Here is a 19880-nt window from a genome sequence, read left to right on the forward strand (position 1 = left end):
GCGGGATGATGCGTGGCGCGCCCGGGGTTTTGTCGGACACGAACCGTTGGCAATGATAGCGCATCGCGGCAACATTCGTTTGACGGATGCGATAGAACGACGAAGGCCACCGCTGTGAGGCGGTGGCCTTCGTCCTGGAACTCAGAAAACCCGGGAAATCAGGCCTTCTTCACTTCCCAACCGGTCAGCTCGGCCAGGGCCTTGCCGATGTCGGCCAGGGAACGCACGGTCTTCACACCGGCGTCCTGCAGGGCGGCGAACTTCTCGTCCGCGGTGCCCTTGCCGCCGGAGATGATGGCGCCGGCGTGGCCCATGCGCTTGCCCGGAGGGGCAGTCACGCCAGCGATGTAGGACACCACCGGCTTGGTCACGTTGGCCTTGATGAAGGCCGCGGCTTCTTCTTCGGCGGAACCGCCGATCTCGCCGATCATGACGATGGCTTCGGTCTGCGGATCTTCCTGGAACAGCTTCAGGATGTCGATGAAGTTGGAGCCCGGGATCGGGTCGCCGCCGATGCCCACGCAGGTGGACTGGCCGAAGCCGGCGTCGGTGGTCTGCTTCACGGCTTCGTAGGTCAGGGTGCCGGAACGCGACACGATGCCTACCTTGCCCGGCAGGTGGATGTGACCCGGCATGATGCCGATCTTGCACTCGCCGGGAGTGATCACGCCCGGGCAGTTCGGGCCGATCAGGCGTACGCCCAGCTCGTCGCACTTGACCTTGGCGTCCAGCATGTCGAGGGTCGGGATGCCTTCGGTGATGCAGACGATCAGCTTGATGCCGCCGAATGCCGCTTCCAGGATCGAGTCCTTGCAGAACGGAGCCGGAACGTAGATGACCGAGGCTTCGGCGCCGGTGGCTTCCACGGCTTCCTTGACAGTGTTGAACACCGGCAGGCCGAGGTGGGTGGTGCCGCCCTTGCCGGGGGTCACGCCGCCGACCATCTTGGTGCCGTAGGCGATGGCCTGTTCGGAGTGGAAGGTGCCCTGGCTACCGGTGAAGCCTTGGCAGATGACTTTGGTGTCTTTGTTGATCAGGACGCTCATTACTTACCCTCCGCGGCCTTGACGACTTGCTGGGCAGCGTCGGTCAGGCTGGTTGCCGCGATGATGTTCAGGCCGCTTTCGGCCAGGACCTTGGCACCCAGTTCAGCGTTGTTGCCTTCCAGGCGGACGACAACCGGAACCTTCACGCCGACTTCTTTGACGGCGCCGATGATGCCTTCGGCGATCATGTCGCAACGCACGATGCCGCCGAAGATGTTCACCAGGACAGCCTTCACGTTGCTGTCGGACAGGATGATCTTGAACGCTTCGGTCACGCGCTCCTTGGTCGCACCGCCGCCAACGTCGAGGAAGTTGGCCGGCTTGCCGCCGTGCAGGTTGACGATGTCCATGGTACCCATGGCCAGGCCGGCGCCGTTGACCATGCAGCCGATGTTGCCTTCCAGCGCGACGTAGTTCAGCTCCCACTTCTGCGCATGGGCTTCACGGGCATCGTCCTGGGACGGGTCGTGCATGGCGCGCAGCTTCGGCTGACGGTACAGGGCGTTGCTGTCGATGTTGATCTTGGCATCCAGGCAGTGCAGGTTGCCGTCTTTCTTGATCACCAGCGGGTTCACTTCCAGCAGGGCCAGGTCGTAGTCCTGGAACAGCTTCGCCAGGCCGACGAAGATATGGGTGAACTGCTTGATCTGGTCGCCCTTCAGGCCCAGCTGGAAGGCCAGCTCGCGGCCCTGGTACGGCTGCGCGCCGACCAGCGGGTCGATGGTGGCCTTGAGGATCTTCTCGGGAGTGTCGTGGGCGACCTTCTCGATGTCCACGCCACCTTCGGTGGAAGCCATGAACACGATGCGGCGGCTGGAACGATCGACGACGGCGCCGAGGTACAGCTCCTTGTCGATGTCGGTGCAGGACTCCACCAGGATCTTGCTGACCGGCTGGCCGTTGGCGTCGGTCTGGTAGGTCACCAGGTTCTTGCCCAGCCACTGCTGGGCGAACGCCTTGGCGTCCTCTTTGCTCTTCACCAGCTTCACACCGCCCGCTTTACCGCGGCCGCCGGCGTGCACCTGAGCTTTGACGACCCACTCGCTGCCGCCGATCTTGTCGCAGGCTTCTGCGGCCTCTTCGGGGGTGTCTACGGCAAAGCCCTTGGATACAGGCAGGCCGTATTCAGCGAACAGCTGCTTACCCTGATATTCGTGGAGATTCATGCTTGTCTACCGTTATTCGTCTAGGTATTGCGCATTTCGGCGGAGCGCTCGTGGCACCCCACCACCTGTGACCGTCGCTTCGCGAACCACCCGGCTCGCGAAAAAACAGTCCGGCGGCATACGCCCGCGGCCACCTCGCAACGGTCGCCGGCGCTCACCCGCCGTGGTTCTTCTGAAAGTCTGCCGCCTGCGTCATCCCGACGCAGGCGGCAAACCGTGGATTCTACAGAACCCGGACCCGACAAGGCCAGGAACCTGTCCTGGCCTGACGGACGACGCGTCCCGCGTCGCTGTGACGCCCCTGGCGTGAACCGGGGCGTCGGATCACTCAGCGCTTCTTGCGGTTGGCGATGTGGATGGCATGGCCATTCACCGCCAGGGCAGCTTCGTGCAGGGCCTCGGACAGCGTCGGGTGGGAGAAGACCATCATGCCCAGGTCTTCGGCGCTGGTGCCGAATTCCATGCCGATCGCACCTTGCTGTACCAGCTCGGCGGCGCTCGGGCCGATCACGTGGACGCCCAGGACGCGGTCGGTCTTCGCATCGGCGATGACCTTGACCAGGCCGGTGGTGTCGTTGGCAGCCATCGCGCGACCGCTGGCGGCGAACGGGAAGGTGCCGACGTTGACTTCGACGCCCTCGGCCTTGAGGGTCTGCTCGGTCTTGCCGACCCAGGCGATTTCCGGGTGGGTGTAGATGACCGACGGGATCAGGTCGTAGTTCATCTGCGCCTTGTGGCCGGCGATGCGCTCGGCGACCATCACGCCCTCTTCCGAGGCCTTGTGCGCGAGCATCGCGCCGCGAACCACGTCACCGATGGCGAAGACGCCCGGAACGCTGGTCTTGCAGTGGTCGTCGACGTAGATGAAGCCACGCTCGTCCAGGGTCACGCCGCTGTCGGCGGCCAGCAGGTCGGTGGTCACCGGGCGACGGCCGACCGCGACGATCAGCTTGTCGAAGGTTTCCTTCTGCTCGCCGTTGGCATCGGTGAAGGTCACGGTGACCTGCTTCTTCTTCACTTCCGAAGCGGTCACGCGGGCGCCCAGGCGAATGTTCAGGCCTTGCTTGGTCAGGACCTTCAGGGCTTCCTTGGCGATCTGCTCGTCGGCAGCCGGGAGGAACTTGTCCAGGGCTTCCAGCACGGTCACCTCGGCACCCAGGCGGGCCCATACCGAACCCAGCTCCAGGCCAATGACGCCGGCGCCGATCACACCCAGCTTCTTCGGCACGGCCTGAAATTCCAGGGCGCCGGTGGAGTCGACGATGATGTCGTCGGTCAGCGGGGCCGGCGGGATCTCCACCGGGCGGGAGCCGGAAGCGATGATCACGTTCTCGGCTTCCAGGACCTGGGTCTTGCCGTCCAGGCCGGTCACTTCCACCTGCTTGTTGGCCAGCAGCTTGCCGTGGCCTTCGAAGGAGGTCACGCCGTTGGCCTTGAACAGGGTAGCGATGCCGCCGGTCAGGTTCTTGACGATGTTGGCCTTGCGCGCAACCATCGCCGGAACGTCGATGGTGATGCCCTTGGCTTCGATACCATGGACTTTGAAGGCCTCTTTGGCCTCATGGTACTTGTAGGAGCTGTCCAGCAGCGCCTTGGACGGGATGCAGCCAACGTTCAGGCAGGTACCGCCGAGCGCCACCTTGCCTTCCTTGCCGATGTACTTCTCGATGCAGGCGGTCTTCAGGCCCAGCTGGGCAGCGCGGATGGCGGCAACGTAACCGCCGGGGCCGGCACCAATCACTACCACGTCGAATTTCTGGCTCATATCTCAATCCTTATTCGGGTGAAACCGGACGGCCCCACGAGGGGGCCGCCGTGAAGAGAAACGCTAAATCAGACGTCCAGCAGCAGGCGAGCCGGATCTTCCAGCAGGTCCTTGATCGCCACCAGGAAGCTCACCGCTTCCTTGCCGTCGATCAGACGGTGGTCGTAGGACAGCGCCAGGTACATCATCGGCAGGATCACCACCTGGCCGTTCACGGCCATCGGGCGCTCCTGGATCTTGTGCATGCCGAGGATGGCGGTCTGCGGCGGGTTGACGATCGGGGTCGACAGCAGGGAACCGAACACGCCACCGTTGGAGATGGTGAAGGTGCCGCCGGTCATGTCTTCGATGGTCAGCTTGCCTTCCTTCGCCTTCTTGCCGAAGTTGGCGATGCCGCCCTCGATCTCGGCCAGGCTCATGAACTCGGCGTTACGCAGTACCGGAACCACCAGGCCGCGGTCGCTGGAAACGGCAACGCCGATGTCCTGGTAGCCGTGGTAGACGATGTCGTTGCCGTCGATGGAAGCGTTGACCCCCGGGAAGCGCTTCAGCGCCTCGGTGGCGGCCTTGACGAAGAAGGACATGAAGCCCAGGCGCACGCCGTTGTGCTTCTTCTCGAACAGGTCCTTGTACTTCGAACGCAGGTCCATGATCGGCTTCATGTTGACCTCGTTGAAGGTGGTCAGCATGGCCATGGCGGACTGCGCCTCGACCAGGCGCTCGGCGACCTTGGCCCGCAGGCGGGTCATCGGCACGCGCTTCTCGACACGGTCGCCGGCGGCGAAGATCGGCGCCTCGGCAGCCGGGGCGGCAGGCTTGGCCGGGGCGGCCGGGGCGTTCTTCTTCGCTTCGACCGCAGCGACCACGTCTTCCTTGGTCACGCGACCGCCCTTGCCGGTGCCGGCGATGCTGTTCGGATCGATACCGGCCTCCTCGGCCAGCTTGCGCGCGGCCGGGGACAGGATGGCGTCGTCGCCGCCAGCAGCGGCCGGAGCGGCGGCCTGGGCAGCCGGAGCGGCGGCGGGCGCAGCGGCAGCCGGAGCGGCCGGAGCGGCGGCGCCGCCTTCGTTCAGCTTGCCGAGCAGCTCGTTGCTCAGAACGGTGTCGCCTTCGTTCTTGATGATCTCGGCCAGCACGCCGTCAGCCTCGGCGAGAACCTCGATGACCACCTTGTCGGTCTCGATGTCGACGATCAGTTCGTCACGCTTGACCGCTTCGCCCGGCTTCTTGTGCCAGGTGGCGACGGTGCCGTCGGCGACCGATTCCGGGAAGGTTGGGGCTTTGATTTCGATAGCCATTGTGTGCGTTTCCTTAAATTCGGTTTCTTCAGCGCGTAGGCGTTAAACAGTAAAGGCGTCTTGCAGCAGTTTTTCCTGCTGCTCGGCGTGCATCGAGGCGTAGCCGCAAGCCGGAGCAGCGGAGCCTTCGCGGCCGGCATACTCGAGATTGAGGCCCTTCTTGTGCGCGGCGATGACACGACGCATGTGATGCTGGCTGCAGAACCAGGCGCCCTGGTTCATCGGCTCTTCCTGGCACCAGACGATGTGCTTGAGGTTCTTGTAGGGAGCCAGAACTTCCGCCAGGTCGTCTTCCGGGAACGGATACAGCTGCTCGATACGGACGATCGCGGTATCTTCGCGGCCTTCCGCGCGACGCTTCTCCAGCAGGTCGTAGTACACCTTGCCGCTGCACAGCACGACGCGGTCGACCTTCTTCGGATCCAGGCTGTCGATTTCCGGGATCACGGTCTGGAAGGAACCGTTGGCCAGATCTTCCAGGGTCGAGATGGCGAGCTTGTGACGCAGCAGGGACTTCGGCGTCATCACCACCAGCGGCTTGCGCAGCGGGCGGATCACCTGACGGCGGAGCATGTGGTAGACCTGAGCCGGGGTGGTCGGCACGCAGACCTGGATGTTCTGCTCGGCGCAGAGCTGCAGGTAGCGCTCCAGGCGCGCGGAGGAGTGCTCCGGACCCTGCCCCTCATAGCCGTGCGGCAGCAGCATGGTCAGGCCGCAGAGTCGGCCCCATTTGCTTTCGCCACTGGTGATGAACTGGTCGATGACCACCTGGGCGCCGTTGGCGAAGTCGCCGAACTGGGCTTCCCAGATCACCAGCGAATTCGGCGTGGTGGTGGCGAAACCGTATTCGAACGCCAGCACGGCCTCTTCCGAAAGGAAGGAATCGTAGATATCCAGGCGCGGCTGGCCATCGAACAGATTGGCCAGCGGTACGTAGACCGAGTCGTCCTTCTGGTTGTGCAGCACCGCGTGACGGTGCGAGAAGGTGCCACGGCCGACGTCCTGGCCGGTCATCCGTACCGGATGGCCTTCGAACAGCAGGGTCGCGTAGGCCAGGGTCTCGGCGAAGCCCCAGTTGATCGGCAGGCCACCGGCCGCCATCTTCTGGCGATCTTCGTAGATCTTCGAAACCTGGCGCTGAACCACGAAGCCTTCCGGCACTTCCAGCATCTTGCTGGACAGTTCCTGCAGGGTCTTCAGGTCGAAGCGGGTGTCGTGACGCGCGGTCCAGGCATGGCCCAGGTACGGACGCCAGTCGACGAACAGTTCCTTGTTGGGTTCCTTGACCAGGCTCTTCACCACGTGCAGGCCGTTGTCCAGGGCGTCGCGGTAGTCGTCGATCTTCGACTGAACCTGCTCGGCGCTGAGCACGCCAGCGTTCACCAGGGCGTCGGCGTACAGCTCGCGGGTAGTACGCTGCTTGGCGATCTGCTGGTACATCAGCGGCTGGGTGCCGCTCGGCTCGTCCGCCTCGTTGTGGCCACGGCGACGGTAGCAGACCAGGTCGATGACCACGTCACGCTTGAACTGCATGCGATAGTCGACGGCCAGCTGGGTGACGAACAGCACGGCTTCGGGATCGTCGCCGTTGACGTGGAAGATCGGCGCCTGAATCATCTTCGCCACGTCGGTGGCGTACTCGGTGGAACGCGCATCGTCCTGGCGGCTGGTGGTGAAGCCGACCTGGTTGTTGATCACCAGGTGGATGGTGCCACCGGTCTTGTAGGCGCGGGTCTGCGACATCTGGAAGGTTTCCATGACCACGCCCTGCCCCGCGAAGGCGGCATCGCCGTGGATGGAAATCGGTACCACCTTGTCGCCGGAGCTGTCCTTGCGGCGGTCCTGGCGGGCACGAACGGAACCCTCGACCACCGGGGAAACGATTTCCAGGTGGGACGGGTTGAACGCCAGCGCCAAGTGGACTTCGCCGCCGCTGGTCATCACGTTCGAGGAGAAGCCCTGGTGGTACTTCACGTCACCGGAGCCCAGCTCGACGATCTTCTTGCCTTCGAACTCGTCGAACAGGTCGCGCGGGTTCTTGCCCAGGGTGTTGACCAGGACGTTCAGGCGACCGCGGTGGGCCATGCCGATGACGATTTCCTTGGCGCCGTAGGAACCGCAGCGCTGGATGATCTCGTCGACCATCGGGATCAGGCTTTCGCCGCCTTCCAGGCCGAAACGCTTGGTGCCCGGGTACTTGGTGCCCAGGTACTTCTCCAGGCCTTCGGCCGCGGTCAGGCGCTCGAGCAGGTGCGCACGCGCCTCGGCGGAGAAGCCGGGACGGCCACGCACGCTTTCCAGGCGCTGGAGGAACCACTTGCGCTGCTCGGAATCGACGATGTGCATGAACTCGGCGCCGAAGGTACCGCAATAGGTGCTCTTCAGGCTGTCGACGATTTCACGCAGGGTCGCCTCTTCCTTGCCGATGTAAAGCTCACCGGTGCGGAAAGTGGTATCCAGGTCGGCACCCGTCAGACCGTAGTGGTCGATCGACAGGTCGGCAGGCGCGGGACGCTGCCACAGGCCGAGCGGGTCGAGGGTGGAAGCCTGGTGGCCGCGGAGACGGTAAGCGTGAATGAGACGAAGGACTTCGACCTGTTTCTTCTCGTGCTCGCTGCTCACGCTACCGGCGGAAACCGGCTGGGCACGGCGCTGGTTCTTGGCCAGCAGGACGAAATGATCGCGCACTGTGGAGTGCGAGACGTCGGGGGCGGGATTGCCATCGGCGGGAAGCTTCTGGAAATACGTGCGCCACTCTTCTGGCACAGCGTTAGGGTCGTGCAGGTAGAGCTCGTAGAGCTCTTCGACGTAGGCAGCGTTACCACCGGATAGATGGGCACTGTTCCACATCCGCTGCATTACGCTTTCGTGCATGCTAGGTCACCCTCGGTAAGGGGACAACCACCTGGCGAAACCTTGAAGGCTCCGAAGTCCTCAGGCAGCGACATCGGTATGGCCACTACAGATCCCGCAGATAGTCCGGGTACCAGCCCGGATGCCCCTGCTGGTCATATTTTTCAAATCTGGGCCATGGCTTTGTGAGCTTGGCCCGCTTAGTTGCTGCGACGCCGGAAGAACTCCGGCGCCACAGGTGTTGCTAGGTACAACTCATATAACAACTGCGAGAGGATCAGGTTCCGCTCTGCAGCAGCATATTACGCACGTGGCCGATCGCCTTGGTCGGGTTCAGACCCTTCGGGCAAACGTTCACGCAGTTCATGATTCCGCGGCAGCGGAACACACTGAACGGGTCGTCCAGCGAAGCCAGGCGCTCTTCGGTCTTGGTGTCACGGCTGTCGGCCAGGAAACGATAGGCTTGCAGCAGTGCGGCCGGACCGAGGAACTTGTCGGGGTTCCACCAGAAGGACGGGCAGGAGGTCGAGCAGCAGGCGCACAGGATGCACTCGTACAGACCGTCCAGCTTCTCGCGCTCTTCCGGGGTCTGCAGACGCTCGATGGCCGGGGCCGGCGTATCGTTCTGCAGGAACGGCTTCACCTTCTCGTATTGCTTGTAGAAGATGCTCATGTCCACGACCAGGTCACGAATGACCGGCAGGCCGGGCAGCGGACGGATCACCAGCTTGCCGCCCTTCAGGCCGGCGGCCGACAGCGGGGTGATGCAGGCCAGGCCGTTCTTGCCGTTGATGTTCATGCCATCGGAGCCGCAGACGCCTTCACGGCAGGAACGACGGTAGGAGAAGCCCTCGTCCTGTTCCTTGATCAGCGCCAGCACGTCGAGGACCATCACGTCCTTGCCGTTGGTGTCGACCTGGAAATCCTGCATGTACGGCGCAGCATCTTTGTCGGGGTTGTAACGATAAACACTCACTTGCAACATGGCGGGCACCCTTAGTAAGTCCGAACCTTGGGTTCGAATGCCGGAACGGTCTTCGGCGCGAAGTTGACGGAACGCTTGGATACGCGCTTCTCACCCGGGAAGTACAGGGTGTGGCACAGCCAGTTCTCGTCGTCGCGCTCCTCGAAGTCTTCACGGGCGTGGGCGCCACGGGACTCCTTGCGGTGCTCGGCCGCGATCGCGGTGGCCTCGGCCACCTCGAGGAGGTTTTGCAGTTCCAGCGCTTCGATGCGCGCGGTGTTGAATGCCTGGCTCTTGTCGTTGATCTTGACGTTGGCGATACGCTCGCGCAGGTCGGCCAGCTGGGCGATGCCCTTCTGCATGTACTCGCCGGTGCGGAACACACCGAAGTAGTTCTGCATGCAGCTTTGCAGCTCGCGCTTGAGCGGAGCGACTTCTTCGCCGCTGGTGCGCTCGTTCACGCCGTTCAGGCGCTTGAAGGAGGCTTCCAGGTCGCTCTCGGAAGCGCCGCGGGCGTCGATGCCCTCTTTCAGCGCTTTTTCCAGGTGCAGACCGGCGGCACGGCCGAATACCACCAGGTCGAGCAGCGAGTTGCCGCCCAGGCGGTTGGCGCCGTGTACCGATACGCAGGCCACTTCGCCCACGGCGAACAGGCCTTCGACGATCTGGTCGTTGCCGTTGGCGTCCTGGGTGATGGCCTGGCCATGGATGTTGGTGGCAACGCCGCCCATCATATAGTGGCAGGTCGGGATCACCGGGATCGGCGCGACGACCGGGTCGACGTGGGCGAAGGTCTTGGACAGTTCGCAGATGCCAGGCAGGCGGCTGTGCAGGACTTCCTCGCCGAGGTGGTCGAGCTTCAGCAGCACGTGGTCCTTGTTCGGGCCCACGCCGTTGCCGGCCAGGACTTCCTTGACCATGGAACGGGCGACCACGTCGCGGCCGGCCAGGTCCTTCGCGTTCGGCGCATAACGCTCCATGAAGCGCTCGCCGTGGGCGTTGATCAGGTAACCGCCTTCGCCGCGGCAACCTTCGGTGACCAGTACACCGGCGCCGGCGATGCCGGTCGGGTGGAACTGCCACATCTCGATGTCCTGCACCGGCACGCCGGCACGCAGGGCCATGCCCACGCCATCACCGGTGTTGATCAGCGCATTGGTGGTGGAGGCGTAGATACGGCCGGCACCGCCAGTAGCCAGGACCACGGCCTTGGAACGGATGTAGACGGTCTCGCCGGTCTCGATGCAGATGGCGATGATGCCGACCACCGCGCCGTCCTGGTTCTTCACCAGGTCGACCGCGTACCACTCGTTGAGGAACGAGGTGCCATTCTTCAGGTTGGCCTGGTACAGGGTGTGCAGCAGCGCGTGGCCGGTACGGTCGGCGGCGGCGCAGGTACGGGCGGCCTGGCCACCCTTGCCGAAGTCCTTGGACTGGCCGCCGAACGGACGCTGGTAGATGCGGCCGGTTTCGGTACGGGAGAACGGCAGGCCCATGTGCTCGAGCTCGAACACGGCCTCGGGGCCGACGGAACACATGTATTCGATCGCGTCCTGGTCACCGATGTAGTCGGAGCCCTTGACGGTGTCGTACATGTGCCAACGCCAATCGTCGTTCGGGTCGGCCGAAGCGATGGCGCAGGTGATGCCACCCTGTGCGGATACGGTGTGGGAACGGGTCGGGAAGACCTTGGTCACCACGGCGGTCTTGTGGCCGCCCTGGGCCAGTTGCAGCGCGGCACGCATGCCGGCGCCACCGCCACCGACGATGATGGCGTCAAAGGAAAGTGTACGAATGCTAGCCATGGATCACATACCCCAAAGAATCTGCACACCCCAGACGAAGAATGCGAACATCGCCATGCCGCAAACCGCCTGGAAGAGGAAACGCACGACTGTCGCCGCCTTGCCGAGAGCCATCGAAGTCAGGTAGTCGGTGGAGATGGTCCACATACCGACCCACGCATGGACGCTCAGGGCAACCAGGGTCAACAGGCTGAAGATGCGCATCCAACCCTGCGAGAACAGGCCGTGCCAGTCCGCGTAGGAAATGTTGGGGTGAGCAATGAGGTAGCCCAGCAGGAAAATGACATAAGCCGCGAGAACGACCGCGGAAACGCGCTGAGCCATCCAGTCGTAGAGGCCGGAGCGCGAGAAGTTTGTGACGTTAGTTACCATACCCATACCCCCGCCAGAACGATCAGCACCACCGCGATGGCGATGACGATTTTGGAGCCACGCTTACCGCCTTCCAGCGTCTCGCCGACGCCAGCGTCCATGACCAGGTGGCGAACACCGGCCACCAGGTGGTACAGCAGCGCAGACAGCAGGCCCCAGATCACCAGCTTGGCCAGGGGACTGGTCAGGCACGCCTTCACCTGCTCGAAGCCTTCTTCCGAACTCAGCGACTTGTCGAGCGCGAACAGCAGCACGGCAATACCGAGGAACAGGATGACGCCAGAGATACGGTGGAGAATGGACGTGTAAGCGGTGACAGGGAGTTTGATGGTCCTTAGGTCTAGGTTTACAGGTCGTTTGCTATTCACGGCTTTTTTCACACTGAGAGCCCTAACGAACAGGGCTAGTTGTCGGGAAGTGCACTTGTCAGGTACCCATCACCAGGGAGTGGCGACCGTCTATGAAAGCGGGCCAGGAATACCCCTTGCGGTCGGACGCCGAGTATAGACAGTTAGGCTACTAATGACAACGAAAACACCCATCGCCAAATGGTTGATTGCGGGCCTTTTATAAAAGGCGTAAATAGCCCCCTTTTTCTGCGAAAACCCCGCAACGAAAGGCTCTACGGCATGGATTCGCGCAAATTGACTTTCGAATTTATCCCTCTATAGTGGTGCGGGCCCTGCGTGGGGGGTACTGATGATTTCAAGCATAAATAGGAGGCCATCATGGCTGACAAAAAAGCGCAGTTGATCATCGAGGGCTCAGCCCCCGTCGAACTGCCCGTCCTATCCGGTACCATGGGTCCCGATGTAGTGGATGTACGGGGCCTCACCGCCACGGGCCACTTCACCTTCGATCCTGGCTTCATGTCGACCGCCTCCTGCGAGTCGAAGATCACCTATATCGACGGCGACAAAGGCGTCCTCCTCCATCGCGGCTACCCCATCGAGCAACTGGCAGAGAAATCCGACTACCTGGAAACCTGCTACCTGCTGCTGAACGGCGAGCTGCCCACCGCCGCGCAGAAGGAACAGTTCGTCGGCACCATCAAGAACCACACCATGGTTCACGAGCAGTTGAAGACCTTCTTCAACGGCTTCCGCCGCGACGCCCACCCGATGGCCGTGATGTGCGGCGTGATCGGCGCCCTCTCGGCCTTCTACCACGACTCCCTGGACATCAATAACCCGAAGCATCGCGAAGTCTCCGCGCATCGCCTGATCGCCAAGATGCCGACCATCGCCGCCATGGTGTACAAGTACTCCAAGGGCGAGCCGATGATGTATCCGCGTAACGACCTGAACTACGCGGAAAACTTCCTCCACATGATGTTCAACACCCCCTGCGAGACCAAGCCGATCAGCCCCGTGCTGGCCAAGGCCATGGACCGCATCTTCATTCTCCACGCCGACCACGAGCAGAACGCCTCCACCTCCACGGTGCGTCTGGCCGGCTCCTCCGGCGCCAATCCGTTCGCCTGCATCGCCTCCGGCATCGCCGCCCTGTGGGGACCGGCCCATGGCGGCGCGAACGAAGCGGTGCTGCGCATGCTCGACGAGATCGGCGACGTGTCCAACATCGACAAGTTCGTCGAGAAGGCCAAGGACAAGAACGATCCGTTCAAGCTGATGGGCTTCGGCCATCGTGTCTACAAGAACTTCGACCCGCGCGCCAAGGTCATGAAGCAGACCTGCGACGAGGTCCTCCAGGAGCTGGGCATCAACGACCCGCAACTGGAACTGGCGATGAAGCTGGAAGAAATCGCCCGCCACGACCCCTACTTCGTGGAACGCAACCTGTACCCGAACGTCGACTTCTACTCGGGGATCATCCTCAAGGCGATCGGCATTCCGACCAGCATGTTCACCGTGATCTTCGCCCTGGCGCGTACCGTCGGCTGGATCTCGCACTGGCAGGAAATGCTCTCCGGTCCCTATAAGATCGGCCGCCCGCGCCAGCTCTATACCGGCCACACCCAGCGCGACTTCACCGCCCTCAAGGATCGCGGCTGAAACCCGTCACGCCTGGCGAGAAAGGCTGCTTCGGCAGCCTTTTTTGTGCCCTCCCCTTTCCTCCGGACACAAAAAAACCGCCCCGGAGGCGGTCTTTTTGCAACGAAGGCGCGCTCAGCGCTTCTCGGCGGCGCTACGCAGGCCCTTGAGGGTGTTCAGCGGCGCGTCGACCACGAAGCTGTTGGCCAACCAGGAAGGAATGCTGCCACCCGGCTCGGTTTCCACCTGGTAGGTCACTTCCGTCACGCCCTGCCCCTTCGGCTGCAACTTCCACTCGCCGACCAGCTTGGGCACGCGGATCTGGCCCTTTTCCTCGGGGATATAGGTCGGATCGGCCTTAAGGTGACGGATCACGGTGCCATCCGCGGTCTTCTCGGTGGTGACATGGATGACCACGTCGCGACCGGTAACTGGCCAGGGCATGTCGATCTTCGAGTAGGTCCAGGCGTCGGCGCCTTCCTGCTTCAGGAGTTTCATCTCGGCGCAGGCATGGATCCACTTGCAGGAACCCTTGACGTCCTCCTGCAGCGCCTCGATGGTCGCCACGTCGGCCTTGATGTCGGTAACGCCGCGATAAGCCTTGTACTTGGAGCCCTGGACACTGCTGAGGTAGACCTTCACGCCATCCTCGTCCTTGGCCAGCTTCCAGTCTTCGGCCAGCGCATTGCCGGCCACCCCGAACACTGCGGCAGCCAGCACGGTCATACGCAAAATGCCACGCATCGTTCCTGTTCCTCTCTTTATGGTTATTTTCGGTTCGCCGGCCGGGCGGTCGACGCCCTGCAAGCCGCGATCCTGAGCCTTCGGCGCAGGATGCGCAGCAGTATGGCGTGAGACAGCCAGACTTCCAACCCGTTCAAGCGGCAGTGATGACTTCCCACTCCGCGATCAGGGCCAGCGCCTGCTCACGGCTGTCGCCGCAGATTTCCGGATCGGCGCCGAACTGGCCGCATACGGCCGGTCGCTCCGGTCGGCCGAACAGCCCGCAGAGATGGTTTTCGTCCAGGTGCAGGCAGCGTACGCCCGCGGGCTTGCCGGCCGGCATGCCCGGCAGCGGAGAGGAAATCGACGGTGCTATGCAGCAGGCGCCGCAGCCGGCTCTACATTGCATGGGAAGGATCTCGCCCGAAAGTTGGCAGAGGAGCGGCCAGGACAGCCGTCCGGAACGGGCGCAAAGAATACGGACCGGCCAGGCCGCCGCCAAGCCCGGCGGATCAGCGGCGCGTTTCCGCCTCGAGACGCGCGCTGCGAAGCTGCCACTGCTCGCGGTTGCCGGCAGCGAACAGCCAGGCCCTGGCCGACTCCGTCGCAGCCCGCCATTGCACCCGGCCCGGCTCGCGCAGGTCGAGGGATTGCGCCGCCGTCGAGTGGCCGAGGAAGGCGTTGCCAGCGGAACTCCAGTAGCCGGCGACCCCGGCCGGCAAGACCCAGGAGCGACCTTCCGCCTCGTCATCGACGATACCGGACAAGCGCTCCCCCGCTCCACGCCGCCAGGACAGGGCGACCCGGTTCAGCTCGCTGTCCGCCAGCGCGACGCGCACCTCCACGCCGCCCTGGCGCGGCTCGAACGACAGCTCGTAGGCGCTGAGCCGGCCATCGGCGCAGCGCAGGTGCCCCTTCAGGGACAAGCGTCGACCGACCAGTTCGAAGCTCTCCAGGCTCTGCTCCTGGCAGCGCAACTGCAGGCGACCGGCGCTTTCCCGCCCGGCCCCGAGAAAACCGCCCTCGCTCTCCCACAACGGCGGCCGAGCGCTACCCGCCACTGACAGGGCGAGGCTCTTGCCGCCCCAGCTCAAGCGGTATTCGCCCAGGTCGAAATCGCGCGGGATGGCAAACGCCGGCGGCACCTGCAGCTCGCTCCACAGAGCCGGCTCCCGCGACGCCTGGCTCGCCCACCAGGCGGCCGCCAGCACGACGGCCAGCCCGCTCAGCGCGAGCCCCCAGACCAGCGAGCGCTTGTGCAACCGCATACCTTTCATCCTTTTCCGAGCACCAACCCCTACCGACCGATGCCTGCCCACTTGGTTTTATCGCCGCAGCCAATTAGGCTGCGCCGTCCCAGCCCTCCGGAGCCCATCCATCATGCCTGTCTGGCTGCAAACCGCCTTGTTGCTAGCCTGCTCCAACCTGTTCATGACCTTCGCCTGGTATGGCCACCTGAAGACCCTCAACAGCAAGCCCTGGATCATCGCCGCCCTGATCAGCTGGGGTATCGCGCTGTTCGAATACCTGCTGCAGGTGCCGGCCAACCGCATCGGCTACACCGAACTCTCGGTCGGCCAACTGAAGATCATGCAGGAAGTCATCACCCTGGCGGTCTTCGTCCCGTTCAGCGTCTACTTCATGCAGCAGCCGCTGAAACTGGACTACCTCTGGGCCGGCCTGTGCCTGCTCGGCGCGGTGTACTTCATCTTCCGCGCCTGAGCCGCGTCACGAACGTAGCCGGGCGATCAGGCTGGAGGTATCCCAACGACCGCCGCCCATCGCCTGCACTTCGGCGTAGAACTGGTCGACCAGCGCCGTGACCGGCAACTGCGCGCCGTTGCGTCGCGCCTCGGCGAGCAGGATCGACAGGTCCTTGCGCATCCAGTCCACGGCGAAGCCGAAGTCGAACTCTCCGGCCAGCATGCTCTGGTGGCGGTTTCCAGTTGCCAGGACTGAGCCGCGCCCTTGCCGATCACCTGCATCGCCGCCTCGCCGTCGAGACCGGCGCACTGGGCGAAGTGCAGCGCCTCGGCCAAGCCCTGGAGCAGCCCCGCGACGCAGATCTGGTTGACCATCTTGGTCAATTGCCCGCTACCCACGTCGCCCATTCGCCGGACCATCCGCGCATAGCTGCGCAGCAGCGGTTCGGCGCGTCGATAGAAGGCCTCCTCGCCACCGACCATCACCGTCAGGGCGCCGTTGACCGCGCCCGCCTGGCCGCCGGAGACCGGCGCGTCGAGAAAGCCCAGCTCACGCTCGGCAGCCAGCAGCGACAGCTCGCGGGCGACTTCCGCCGAAGCGGTGGTGTGGTCGACGAACAGGCTGCCCGGCGCCATTCCGGCGAAGGCGCCCTGCTCGCCCAGCGCCACGGCACGCAGGTCGTCGTCGTTACCGACGCAGCAGAACACCAGTTCGGCGCCGGCACAGGCCTCGCGCGGCGTATCGGCGTATCGTCCGGCGTACTCCTCGACCCAGCGCAGCGCCTTGGCCGACGAGCGATTATAGACGCAGACGTGATAGCCCTCGCGCTGCAGGTGCCCGGCCATCGGGTAGCCCATCGTGCCCAGGCCGAGAAATGCGACCGCAGTCATTCCGTCATCTCCTCGAAATCCGATCCCGCAGCCTAGCACAGCGGTTTGCCGAGGTCCGGAAGCCCCGCCATACTCAGCGCGGACCCTGGTATGGATAGCTCCGATGCCTCACTGGCTGGTAATCGATCTGGAGGCCACTACCGCGGAAGGCGGCTGGCCCCTGGAGGAAATGGAAATCATCGAGATCGGCGCCACCCTGGTCGCCGCCGCGGACGCCCGCGAACTGGACCACTTCCAGCGTTTCGTACGACCGGTCAGGCGGCCGCTACTGACCCACTTCTGCCGCGACCTCACGCATATCAGCCAGGCCAACGTCGATGGCGCCGCCCATCTCGACACGGTCTGGGAAGCCTTCGAGCGCTGGCTCGCCCAGCATCGTCCGCGACTGGCCGGCTGGGCCAGCTGGGGCGACTACGACCGCCGCCAGTTGGAGCAGGAGTGGCGCCAGCACGGGCTGACCAGCCAGCTCAGCGAAGTGCCGCACGTCAATCTCAAGCAACGCTTCGGCGAAGTCCGCCAGTTGCCCCGCCCGGTCGGCCTGAACGCGGCCCTGCAACTGGCCGGGATGAGTTTCCAGGGCCAGCAGCACCGCGCCCTGGAGGATGCCCGCAATACCGCACGGCTGCTGCCGCTGGTATTGCCGGTGGAGCATTGAACGAGGCCCGCGCCGCCTAGTGACGCCTTTCCGAGGCTTGGGCATACTGGCGGGCCTTTTCAAACCCGCCTGTTCACCCCTTCAGGAGAAGCCCATGTTCAAGGTCAACGAATACTTCGACGGCACCGTCAAATCCATCGCCTTCGACATGACCGCCGGCCCGGCCACCATCGGCGTGATGGCGGCAGGCGAATACGAATTCGGCACCAGCCAGCTGGAGATCATGCATGTGGTCGCCGGCGCGCTGACGGTCAAGCTGCCGGGCAGCGACGAGTGGCAGGAATACGCCAGCGGCAGCCAGTTCACCGTCCCGGCGAACAGCAAGTTCCAGCTCAAGGTCGCCCAGGACACCGCCTACCTCTGCGAATACCGCTGAGCCCGGGCAGACAGGAAAACCGGCCGCAGGCCGGTTTTTTCTTGCCCGCCGTCCAGCGGCGGCGGAGGGATCAAGGTACGCTCATCCGCCGCTGGAGCGGCTCGCCTAGCCCATTCAGCCCTGCGGGAAGCGGTAGTGGCCGATGACCTGGTAGCGGAACAGCAGGTCCTCTTCCCGCACGCCGGCACCGATGTTGTGCAACACCAGCGGCCTGCCCTCCAGCCTGCGATCGGAAAGCACGCCGATATGCAGCAGGCCGTTGTCCAGGCGCCAGGCGACGATGTCTCCGGCCCGGTAGGCGGAGGCGTCGCGGCTCGGCGTCAGTGCCAGGCCCTGGCGGCTGAACCAGGTCATCAGGTTCGGTACGCGGCGGTGATCGATGTTGCGGTCGGTGCCTTTCATCCCCCATTGCTGCGGGTAGGCCGCGAAGTGGCGACGCATGTCCTCGTGCACCGCCTTCTGCAGGTCCAGCCCCTGTCCACGCAGCGCACGGACCACCACGTCGGTGCAGACCCCGGTCTGCAGCGGCACGTCGCCGCCCGGATAGTCCAGTTGCCGGTAGGCCGGGTCGTAGCCCAGGGTCACGCCCACCTGGGCACGCGCCGCATCCACCAGTCGCTGCGGTTCGACCGCAGCGGCCGCCGCCAGCGGCAGTCCGAGCATGGCGAGCAGCAACAGGCGGCGCAGCGCGCCGGATACGTCCTTGTCCATCCTTTCCTCCTAGGCGCCCGCGGGCGCGTCCTGGTCCTTCGCGTATCCCAGCGGATACAGCAGTTCTTCCTTGTAGCCGGCCCAGACCCGGATGGCGTCCGGGAAGCTGTCGTCCAGCACCGGGTCGCCGCTGTCGACCAGCAACGGGCGGCCCCCGAGGGTCCCCAGCTTGCGCTTGGTGGCGACCACCCGCATGCGCTCCAGGCCGATGGCGCGCAACACCCGGGGACTGATCTGCTGGTTGCCGCGACCGATCACGTGGCCCTGGCCGCCGATGGCGGTGACCAGCAGGAACGCCGGATGACCGTCCACCAGTTCGAACAGCCGCGCCTCGTCGACGTCGCGGGCGAGCACCGCGCCATTCTCCAGCACGTCGACGCCCAGCAGGGTGGTTTCCAGGCCGAGGTTGCGCGCCAGGCCATGCAGGGTCGAGCCCGGTCCGAGCACATAACGCACGCCGTCTTCCCAGCTTTCCGCCAGCCAATCGGCGAGGTCCACCAGCACCAGCTCCTCGGACTCCATCCCTGCCTGCTTCACGTGCTGCATGAAGTGGCCCTCCTCCGGCACCGTCATCTCGCCGTACCAACGCGCGGCGACGCGGCCGGCGCGCAGCGCCTCTTCGTCGAGATCGCGCACCTCGCCGCTGGCCAGGCGCACCAGGCCGCCCTCGACCAGGCGCCTGGCCAATTCGCCGGCCGCGCGCGGACTGATGGCATAGACCCCGGAGTGGATCTTCACCCCGGCCGGAATGCCGAGCACCGGCTGTTGCTCGCGCACCACCCCGGCAACATCCCGTGCTGTGCCATCACCACCGGCGAACAGGATCAGGGCGACGCCGGCCTCCTGCAAACGCTCGACCGCCAACCGGGTATCCGCCGCGCTGCTGACCGCTCCCTGCCACTCGCCGAGCAGGCGATGGCGGAAGCCCATGCGCTCGAGCAACTCGCCGCCCATGGCCCCGGGAAAGGTCAGGAACTCGATCTTCTCGACCAGCGGCAACAGGCACTCCAGGGCTATCCGGGTGCGCTCCAGCGCACGTGGTTCGGCGCCTCTGGCCAGGGCCTCGGCAGCCACCCCGTCGCTGCCCTTCAAGGCGACCGGGCCACCCAGCCCGGCCAGGGGATTGACCACCAATCCCAGGCGAAACATGTCCATACTCATCCTCGGGCGAACTCCAGGGCGCCCACACCGGTCGGACCACTATAACCAGAAAAACCCAGCGGTAGCCGGCAAGCTGGCACGCCGGCTGCAAGATTGCTATGGTCCATGGCTTTCGCGTTGGAGCTGCACGACATCCGCCGTTTGTCACGGCGGTTTCATCTGCGCTCCCTAGACTGCCGATAAACCTGATGAGGAGACGGGCAATGAATTCGCAACACACCGATACCGCCAAGCGCCGCGTGATCCCCTTCAATACGCAGCAGCACAGCGGTGGCGCCATCATCGACGCCCAGGGCCGGGAAATCCCGATCACCGAGGTGATGATCCAGCGCGCCTGCCGCGAGCTGGACAGGTCCCTGGAGCAGGAACAGAAGCAGGCCTGAGTGCCCGCCAGCAC

19 protein-coding genes and 1 pseudogene are annotated in these 19880 nt (G+C 64.4%); 5 read left to right on the forward strand and 15 right to left on the reverse strand.

From position 1 onward, the window contains the following. Positions 1 to 158: 158 nt before the first annotated feature. From sucD to sdhC, 9 genes are all read right to left on the reverse strand, one after another. Positions 159 to 1046: a succinate--CoA ligase subunit alpha gene (gene sucD, locus VQ067_RS18000; RefSeq protein ID WP_003087428.1), complete on the reverse strand. Its 888-nt coding sequence runs from the start codon at positions 1044 to 1046 to the stop codon at positions 159 to 161. Then, positions 1046 to 2212, reverse strand: a complete 1167-nt coding sequence (gene sucC / locus VQ067_RS18005; RefSeq protein WP_003087425.1) for an ADP-forming succinate--CoA ligase subunit beta — start codon at positions 2210 to 2212, stop codon at positions 1046 to 1048. The genes sucD and sucC overlap by 1 nt, the downstream gene beginning before the upstream one ends. A 328-nt stretch (positions 2213 to 2540) precedes the next feature. Next, positions 2541 to 3977: a dihydrolipoyl dehydrogenase gene (lpdA, locus tag VQ067_RS18010; RefSeq protein WP_023095843.1), complete on the reverse strand. Its 1437-nt coding sequence runs from the start codon at positions 3975 to 3977 to the stop codon at positions 2541 to 2543. A gap of 68 nt (positions 3978 to 4045) precedes the next feature. Beyond that, positions 4046 to 5275, reverse strand: a complete 1230-nt coding sequence (odhB, locus tag VQ067_RS18015) for a 2-oxoglutarate dehydrogenase complex dihydrolipoyllysine-residue succinyltransferase (RefSeq protein ID WP_003114264.1) — start codon at positions 5273 to 5275, stop codon at positions 4046 to 4048. A 42-nt stretch (positions 5276 to 5317) separates the two neighbouring features. Further along, complete coding sequence (locus VQ067_RS18020; protein ID WP_003087413.1) at positions 5318 to 8149, reverse strand: 2-oxoglutarate dehydrogenase E1 component; 2832 nt, start codon at positions 8147 to 8149, stop codon at positions 5318 to 5320. Between the two features lie 256 nt (positions 8150 to 8405). Beyond that, positions 8406 to 9113 (reverse strand): succinate dehydrogenase iron-sulfur subunit, encoded by a 708-nt coding sequence (locus VQ067_RS18025; RefSeq protein ID WP_003087410.1) that lies wholly within the window; start codon positions 9111 to 9113, stop codon positions 8406 to 8408. 11 nt (positions 9114 to 9124) lie between these two features. Continuing rightward, positions 9125 to 10897: a succinate dehydrogenase flavoprotein subunit gene (gene sdhA, locus VQ067_RS18030; RefSeq protein ID WP_003087407.1), complete on the reverse strand. Its 1773-nt coding sequence runs from the start codon at positions 10895 to 10897 to the stop codon at positions 9125 to 9127. Between the two features lie 3 nt (positions 10898 to 10900). After that, the gene (sdhD, locus tag VQ067_RS18035; RefSeq protein ID WP_003104386.1) at positions 10901 to 11269 is read right to left on the reverse strand and encodes a succinate dehydrogenase, hydrophobic membrane anchor protein; all 369 of its coding nucleotides are present in this window, start codon (positions 11267 to 11269) and stop codon (positions 10901 to 10903) included. Beyond that, positions 11263 to 11649, reverse strand: a complete 387-nt coding sequence (gene sdhC / locus VQ067_RS18040) for a succinate dehydrogenase, cytochrome b556 subunit (RefSeq protein WP_003104388.1) — start codon at positions 11647 to 11649, stop codon at positions 11263 to 11265. Before sdhC ends, sdhD begins: the two co-directional genes overlap by 7 nt. Positions 11650 to 11997: 348 nt before the next feature. Between sdhC and gltA the strand changes: the two genes are divergently transcribed. After that, complete coding sequence (gltA, locus tag VQ067_RS18045) at positions 11998 to 13284, forward strand: citrate synthase (RefSeq protein ID WP_003087400.1); 1287 nt, start codon at positions 11998 to 12000, stop codon at positions 13282 to 13284. A 114-nt stretch (positions 13285 to 13398) separates the two neighbouring features. Here the strand turns inward: gltA and VQ067_RS18050 are convergent, their stop codons facing one another. From VQ067_RS18050 to VQ067_RS18060, 3 genes are all read right to left on the reverse strand, one after another. Then, on the reverse strand, positions 13399 to 14007 hold the full coding sequence (locus VQ067_RS18050; RefSeq protein ID WP_003104390.1) for an START domain-containing protein: 609 nt from the start codon (positions 14005 to 14007) through the stop codon (positions 13399 to 13401). A 133-nt stretch (positions 14008 to 14140) separates the two neighbouring features. After that, positions 14141 to 14395 (reverse strand): YkgJ family cysteine cluster protein, encoded by a 255-nt coding sequence (locus VQ067_RS18055; RefSeq protein ID WP_003087397.1) that lies wholly within the window; start codon positions 14393 to 14395, stop codon positions 14141 to 14143. Positions 14396 to 14498: 103 nt separating this feature from the next. Further along, complete coding sequence (locus VQ067_RS18060; protein ID WP_033990463.1) at positions 14499 to 15254, reverse strand: hypothetical protein; 756 nt, start codon at positions 15252 to 15254, stop codon at positions 14499 to 14501. A gap of 112 nt (positions 15255 to 15366) precedes the next feature. On the opposite strand from VQ067_RS18060, the gene VQ067_RS18065 reads away from it, so the two are divergent. Next, positions 15367 to 15708 carry a DMT family protein gene (locus VQ067_RS18065; RefSeq protein ID WP_003087393.1) on the forward strand — a complete coding sequence of 114 codons (342 nt, stop codon included), beginning with the start codon at positions 15367 to 15369 and terminating at the stop codon, positions 15706 to 15708. Between the two features lie 6 nt (positions 15709 to 15714). Here VQ067_RS18065 and VQ067_RS18070 read toward each other — a convergent pair. Further along, positions 15715 to 16580: pseudogene (locus VQ067_RS18070) on the reverse strand (NAD(P)-dependent oxidoreductase). Between the two features lie 103 nt (positions 16581 to 16683). Between VQ067_RS18070 and VQ067_RS18075 the strand changes: the two are divergent. Further along, positions 16684 to 17235 (forward strand): exonuclease domain-containing protein, encoded by a 552-nt coding sequence (locus VQ067_RS18075; RefSeq protein ID WP_003087377.1) that lies wholly within the window; start codon positions 16684 to 16686, stop codon positions 17233 to 17235. Between the two features lie 94 nt (positions 17236 to 17329). Then, complete coding sequence (ppnP, locus tag VQ067_RS18080; RefSeq protein WP_003087375.1) at positions 17330 to 17611, forward strand: pyrimidine/purine nucleoside phosphorylase; 282 nt, start codon at positions 17330 to 17332, stop codon at positions 17609 to 17611. A gap of 114 nt (positions 17612 to 17725) precedes the next feature. Here ppnP and VQ067_RS18085 read toward each other — a convergent pair whose 3' ends face one another. Together VQ067_RS18085 and VQ067_RS18090 are read right to left on the reverse strand one after the other, a co-directional pair. Next, a complete protein-coding gene (locus VQ067_RS18085) occupies positions 17726 to 18322 on the reverse strand; it encodes a DUF1287 domain-containing protein (protein ID WP_003087371.1) in 597 nt (198 codons plus the stop codon). 9 nt (positions 18323 to 18331) lie between these two features. Continuing rightward, positions 18332 to 19477: an ATP-NAD kinase family protein gene (locus tag VQ067_RS18090; protein ID WP_033937419.1), complete on the reverse strand. Its 1146-nt coding sequence runs from the start codon at positions 19475 to 19477 to the stop codon at positions 18332 to 18334. Positions 19478 to 19686: 209 nt separating this feature from the next. Between VQ067_RS18090 and VQ067_RS18095 the strand changes: the two genes are divergently transcribed. Beyond that, positions 19687 to 19866 (forward strand): PA1571 family protein, encoded by a 180-nt coding sequence (locus VQ067_RS18095; protein ID WP_003087367.1) that lies wholly within the window; start codon positions 19687 to 19689, stop codon positions 19864 to 19866. Positions 19867 to 19880: the final 14 nt, after the last annotated feature.

The organism is Pseudomonas sp. KBN12P06040, assembly GCF_037574965.1.
Classification (GTDB): domain Bacteria; phylum Pseudomonadota; class Gammaproteobacteria; order Pseudomonadales; family Pseudomonadaceae; genus Pseudomonas; species Pseudomonas aeruginosa.

What these genes read in the sequence shown, in the direction of transcription:
- VQ067_RS18050 (WP_003104390.1), bottom strand. Translation starts at nt 14,007, where the DNA reads ATGCGTGGCATTTTGCGTATGACCGTGCTGGCTGCCGCAGTGTTCGGG.
- sdhA (WP_003087407.1), bottom strand. Translation starts at nt 10,897, where the DNA reads ATGGCTAGCATTCGTACACTTTCCTTTGACGCCATCATCGTCGGTGGC.
- sucD (WP_003087428.1), bottom strand. Translation starts at nt 1,046, where the DNA reads ATGAGCGTCCTGATCAACAAAGACACCAAAGTCATCTGCCAAGGCTTC.
- VQ067_RS18055 (WP_003087397.1), bottom strand. Translation starts at nt 14,395, where the DNA reads ATGCAATGTAGAGCCGGCTGCGGCGCCTGCTGCATAGCACCGTCGATT.
- VQ067_RS18085 (WP_003087371.1), bottom strand. Translation starts at nt 18,322, where the DNA reads ATGGACAAGGACGTATCCGGCGCGCTGCGCCGCCTGTTGCTGCTCGCC.
- sucC (WP_003087425.1), bottom strand. Translation starts at nt 2,212, where the DNA reads ATGAATCTCCACGAATATCAGGGTAAGCAGCTGTTCGCTGAATACGGC.
- ppnP (WP_003087375.1), top strand. Translation starts at nt 17,330, where the DNA reads ATGTTCAAGGTCAACGAATACTTCGACGGCACCGTCAAATCCATCGCC.
- VQ067_RS18090 (WP_033937419.1), bottom strand. Translation starts at nt 19,477, where the DNA reads ATGGACATGTTTCGCCTGGGATTGGTGGTCAATCCCCTGGCCGGGCTG.
- VQ067_RS18025 (WP_003087410.1), bottom strand. Translation starts at nt 9,113, where the DNA reads ATGTTGCAAGTGAGTGTTTATCGTTACAACCCCGACAAAGATGCTGCG.
- VQ067_RS18020 (WP_003087413.1), bottom strand. Translation starts at nt 8,149, where the DNA reads ATGCACGAAAGCGTAATGCAGCGGATGTGGAACAGTGCCCATCTATCC.
- sdhD (WP_003104386.1), bottom strand. Translation starts at nt 11,269, where the DNA reads ATGGTAACTAACGTCACAAACTTCTCGCGCTCCGGCCTCTACGACTGG.
- VQ067_RS18065 (WP_003087393.1), top strand. Translation starts at nt 15,367, where the DNA reads ATGCCTGTCTGGCTGCAAACCGCCTTGTTGCTAGCCTGCTCCAACCTG.
- lpdA (WP_023095843.1), bottom strand. Translation starts at nt 3,977, where the DNA reads ATGAGCCAGAAATTCGACGTGGTAGTGATTGGTGCCGGCCCCGGCGGT.
- gltA (WP_003087400.1), top strand. Translation starts at nt 11,998, where the DNA reads ATGGCTGACAAAAAAGCGCAGTTGATCATCGAGGGCTCAGCCCCCGTC.
- VQ067_RS18060 (WP_033990463.1), bottom strand. Translation starts at nt 15,254, where the DNA reads ATGCGGTTGCACAAGCGCTCGCTGGTCTGGGGGCTCGCGCTGAGCGGG.
- odhB (WP_003114264.1), bottom strand. Translation starts at nt 5,275, where the DNA reads ATGGCTATCGAAATCAAAGCCCCAACCTTCCCGGAATCGGTCGCCGAC.
- VQ067_RS18095 (WP_003087367.1), top strand. Translation starts at nt 19,687, where the DNA reads ATGAATTCGCAACACACCGATACCGCCAAGCGCCGCGTGATCCCCTTC.
- VQ067_RS18075 (WP_003087377.1), top strand. Translation starts at nt 16,684, where the DNA reads ATGCCTCACTGGCTGGTAATCGATCTGGAGGCCACTACCGCGGAAGGC.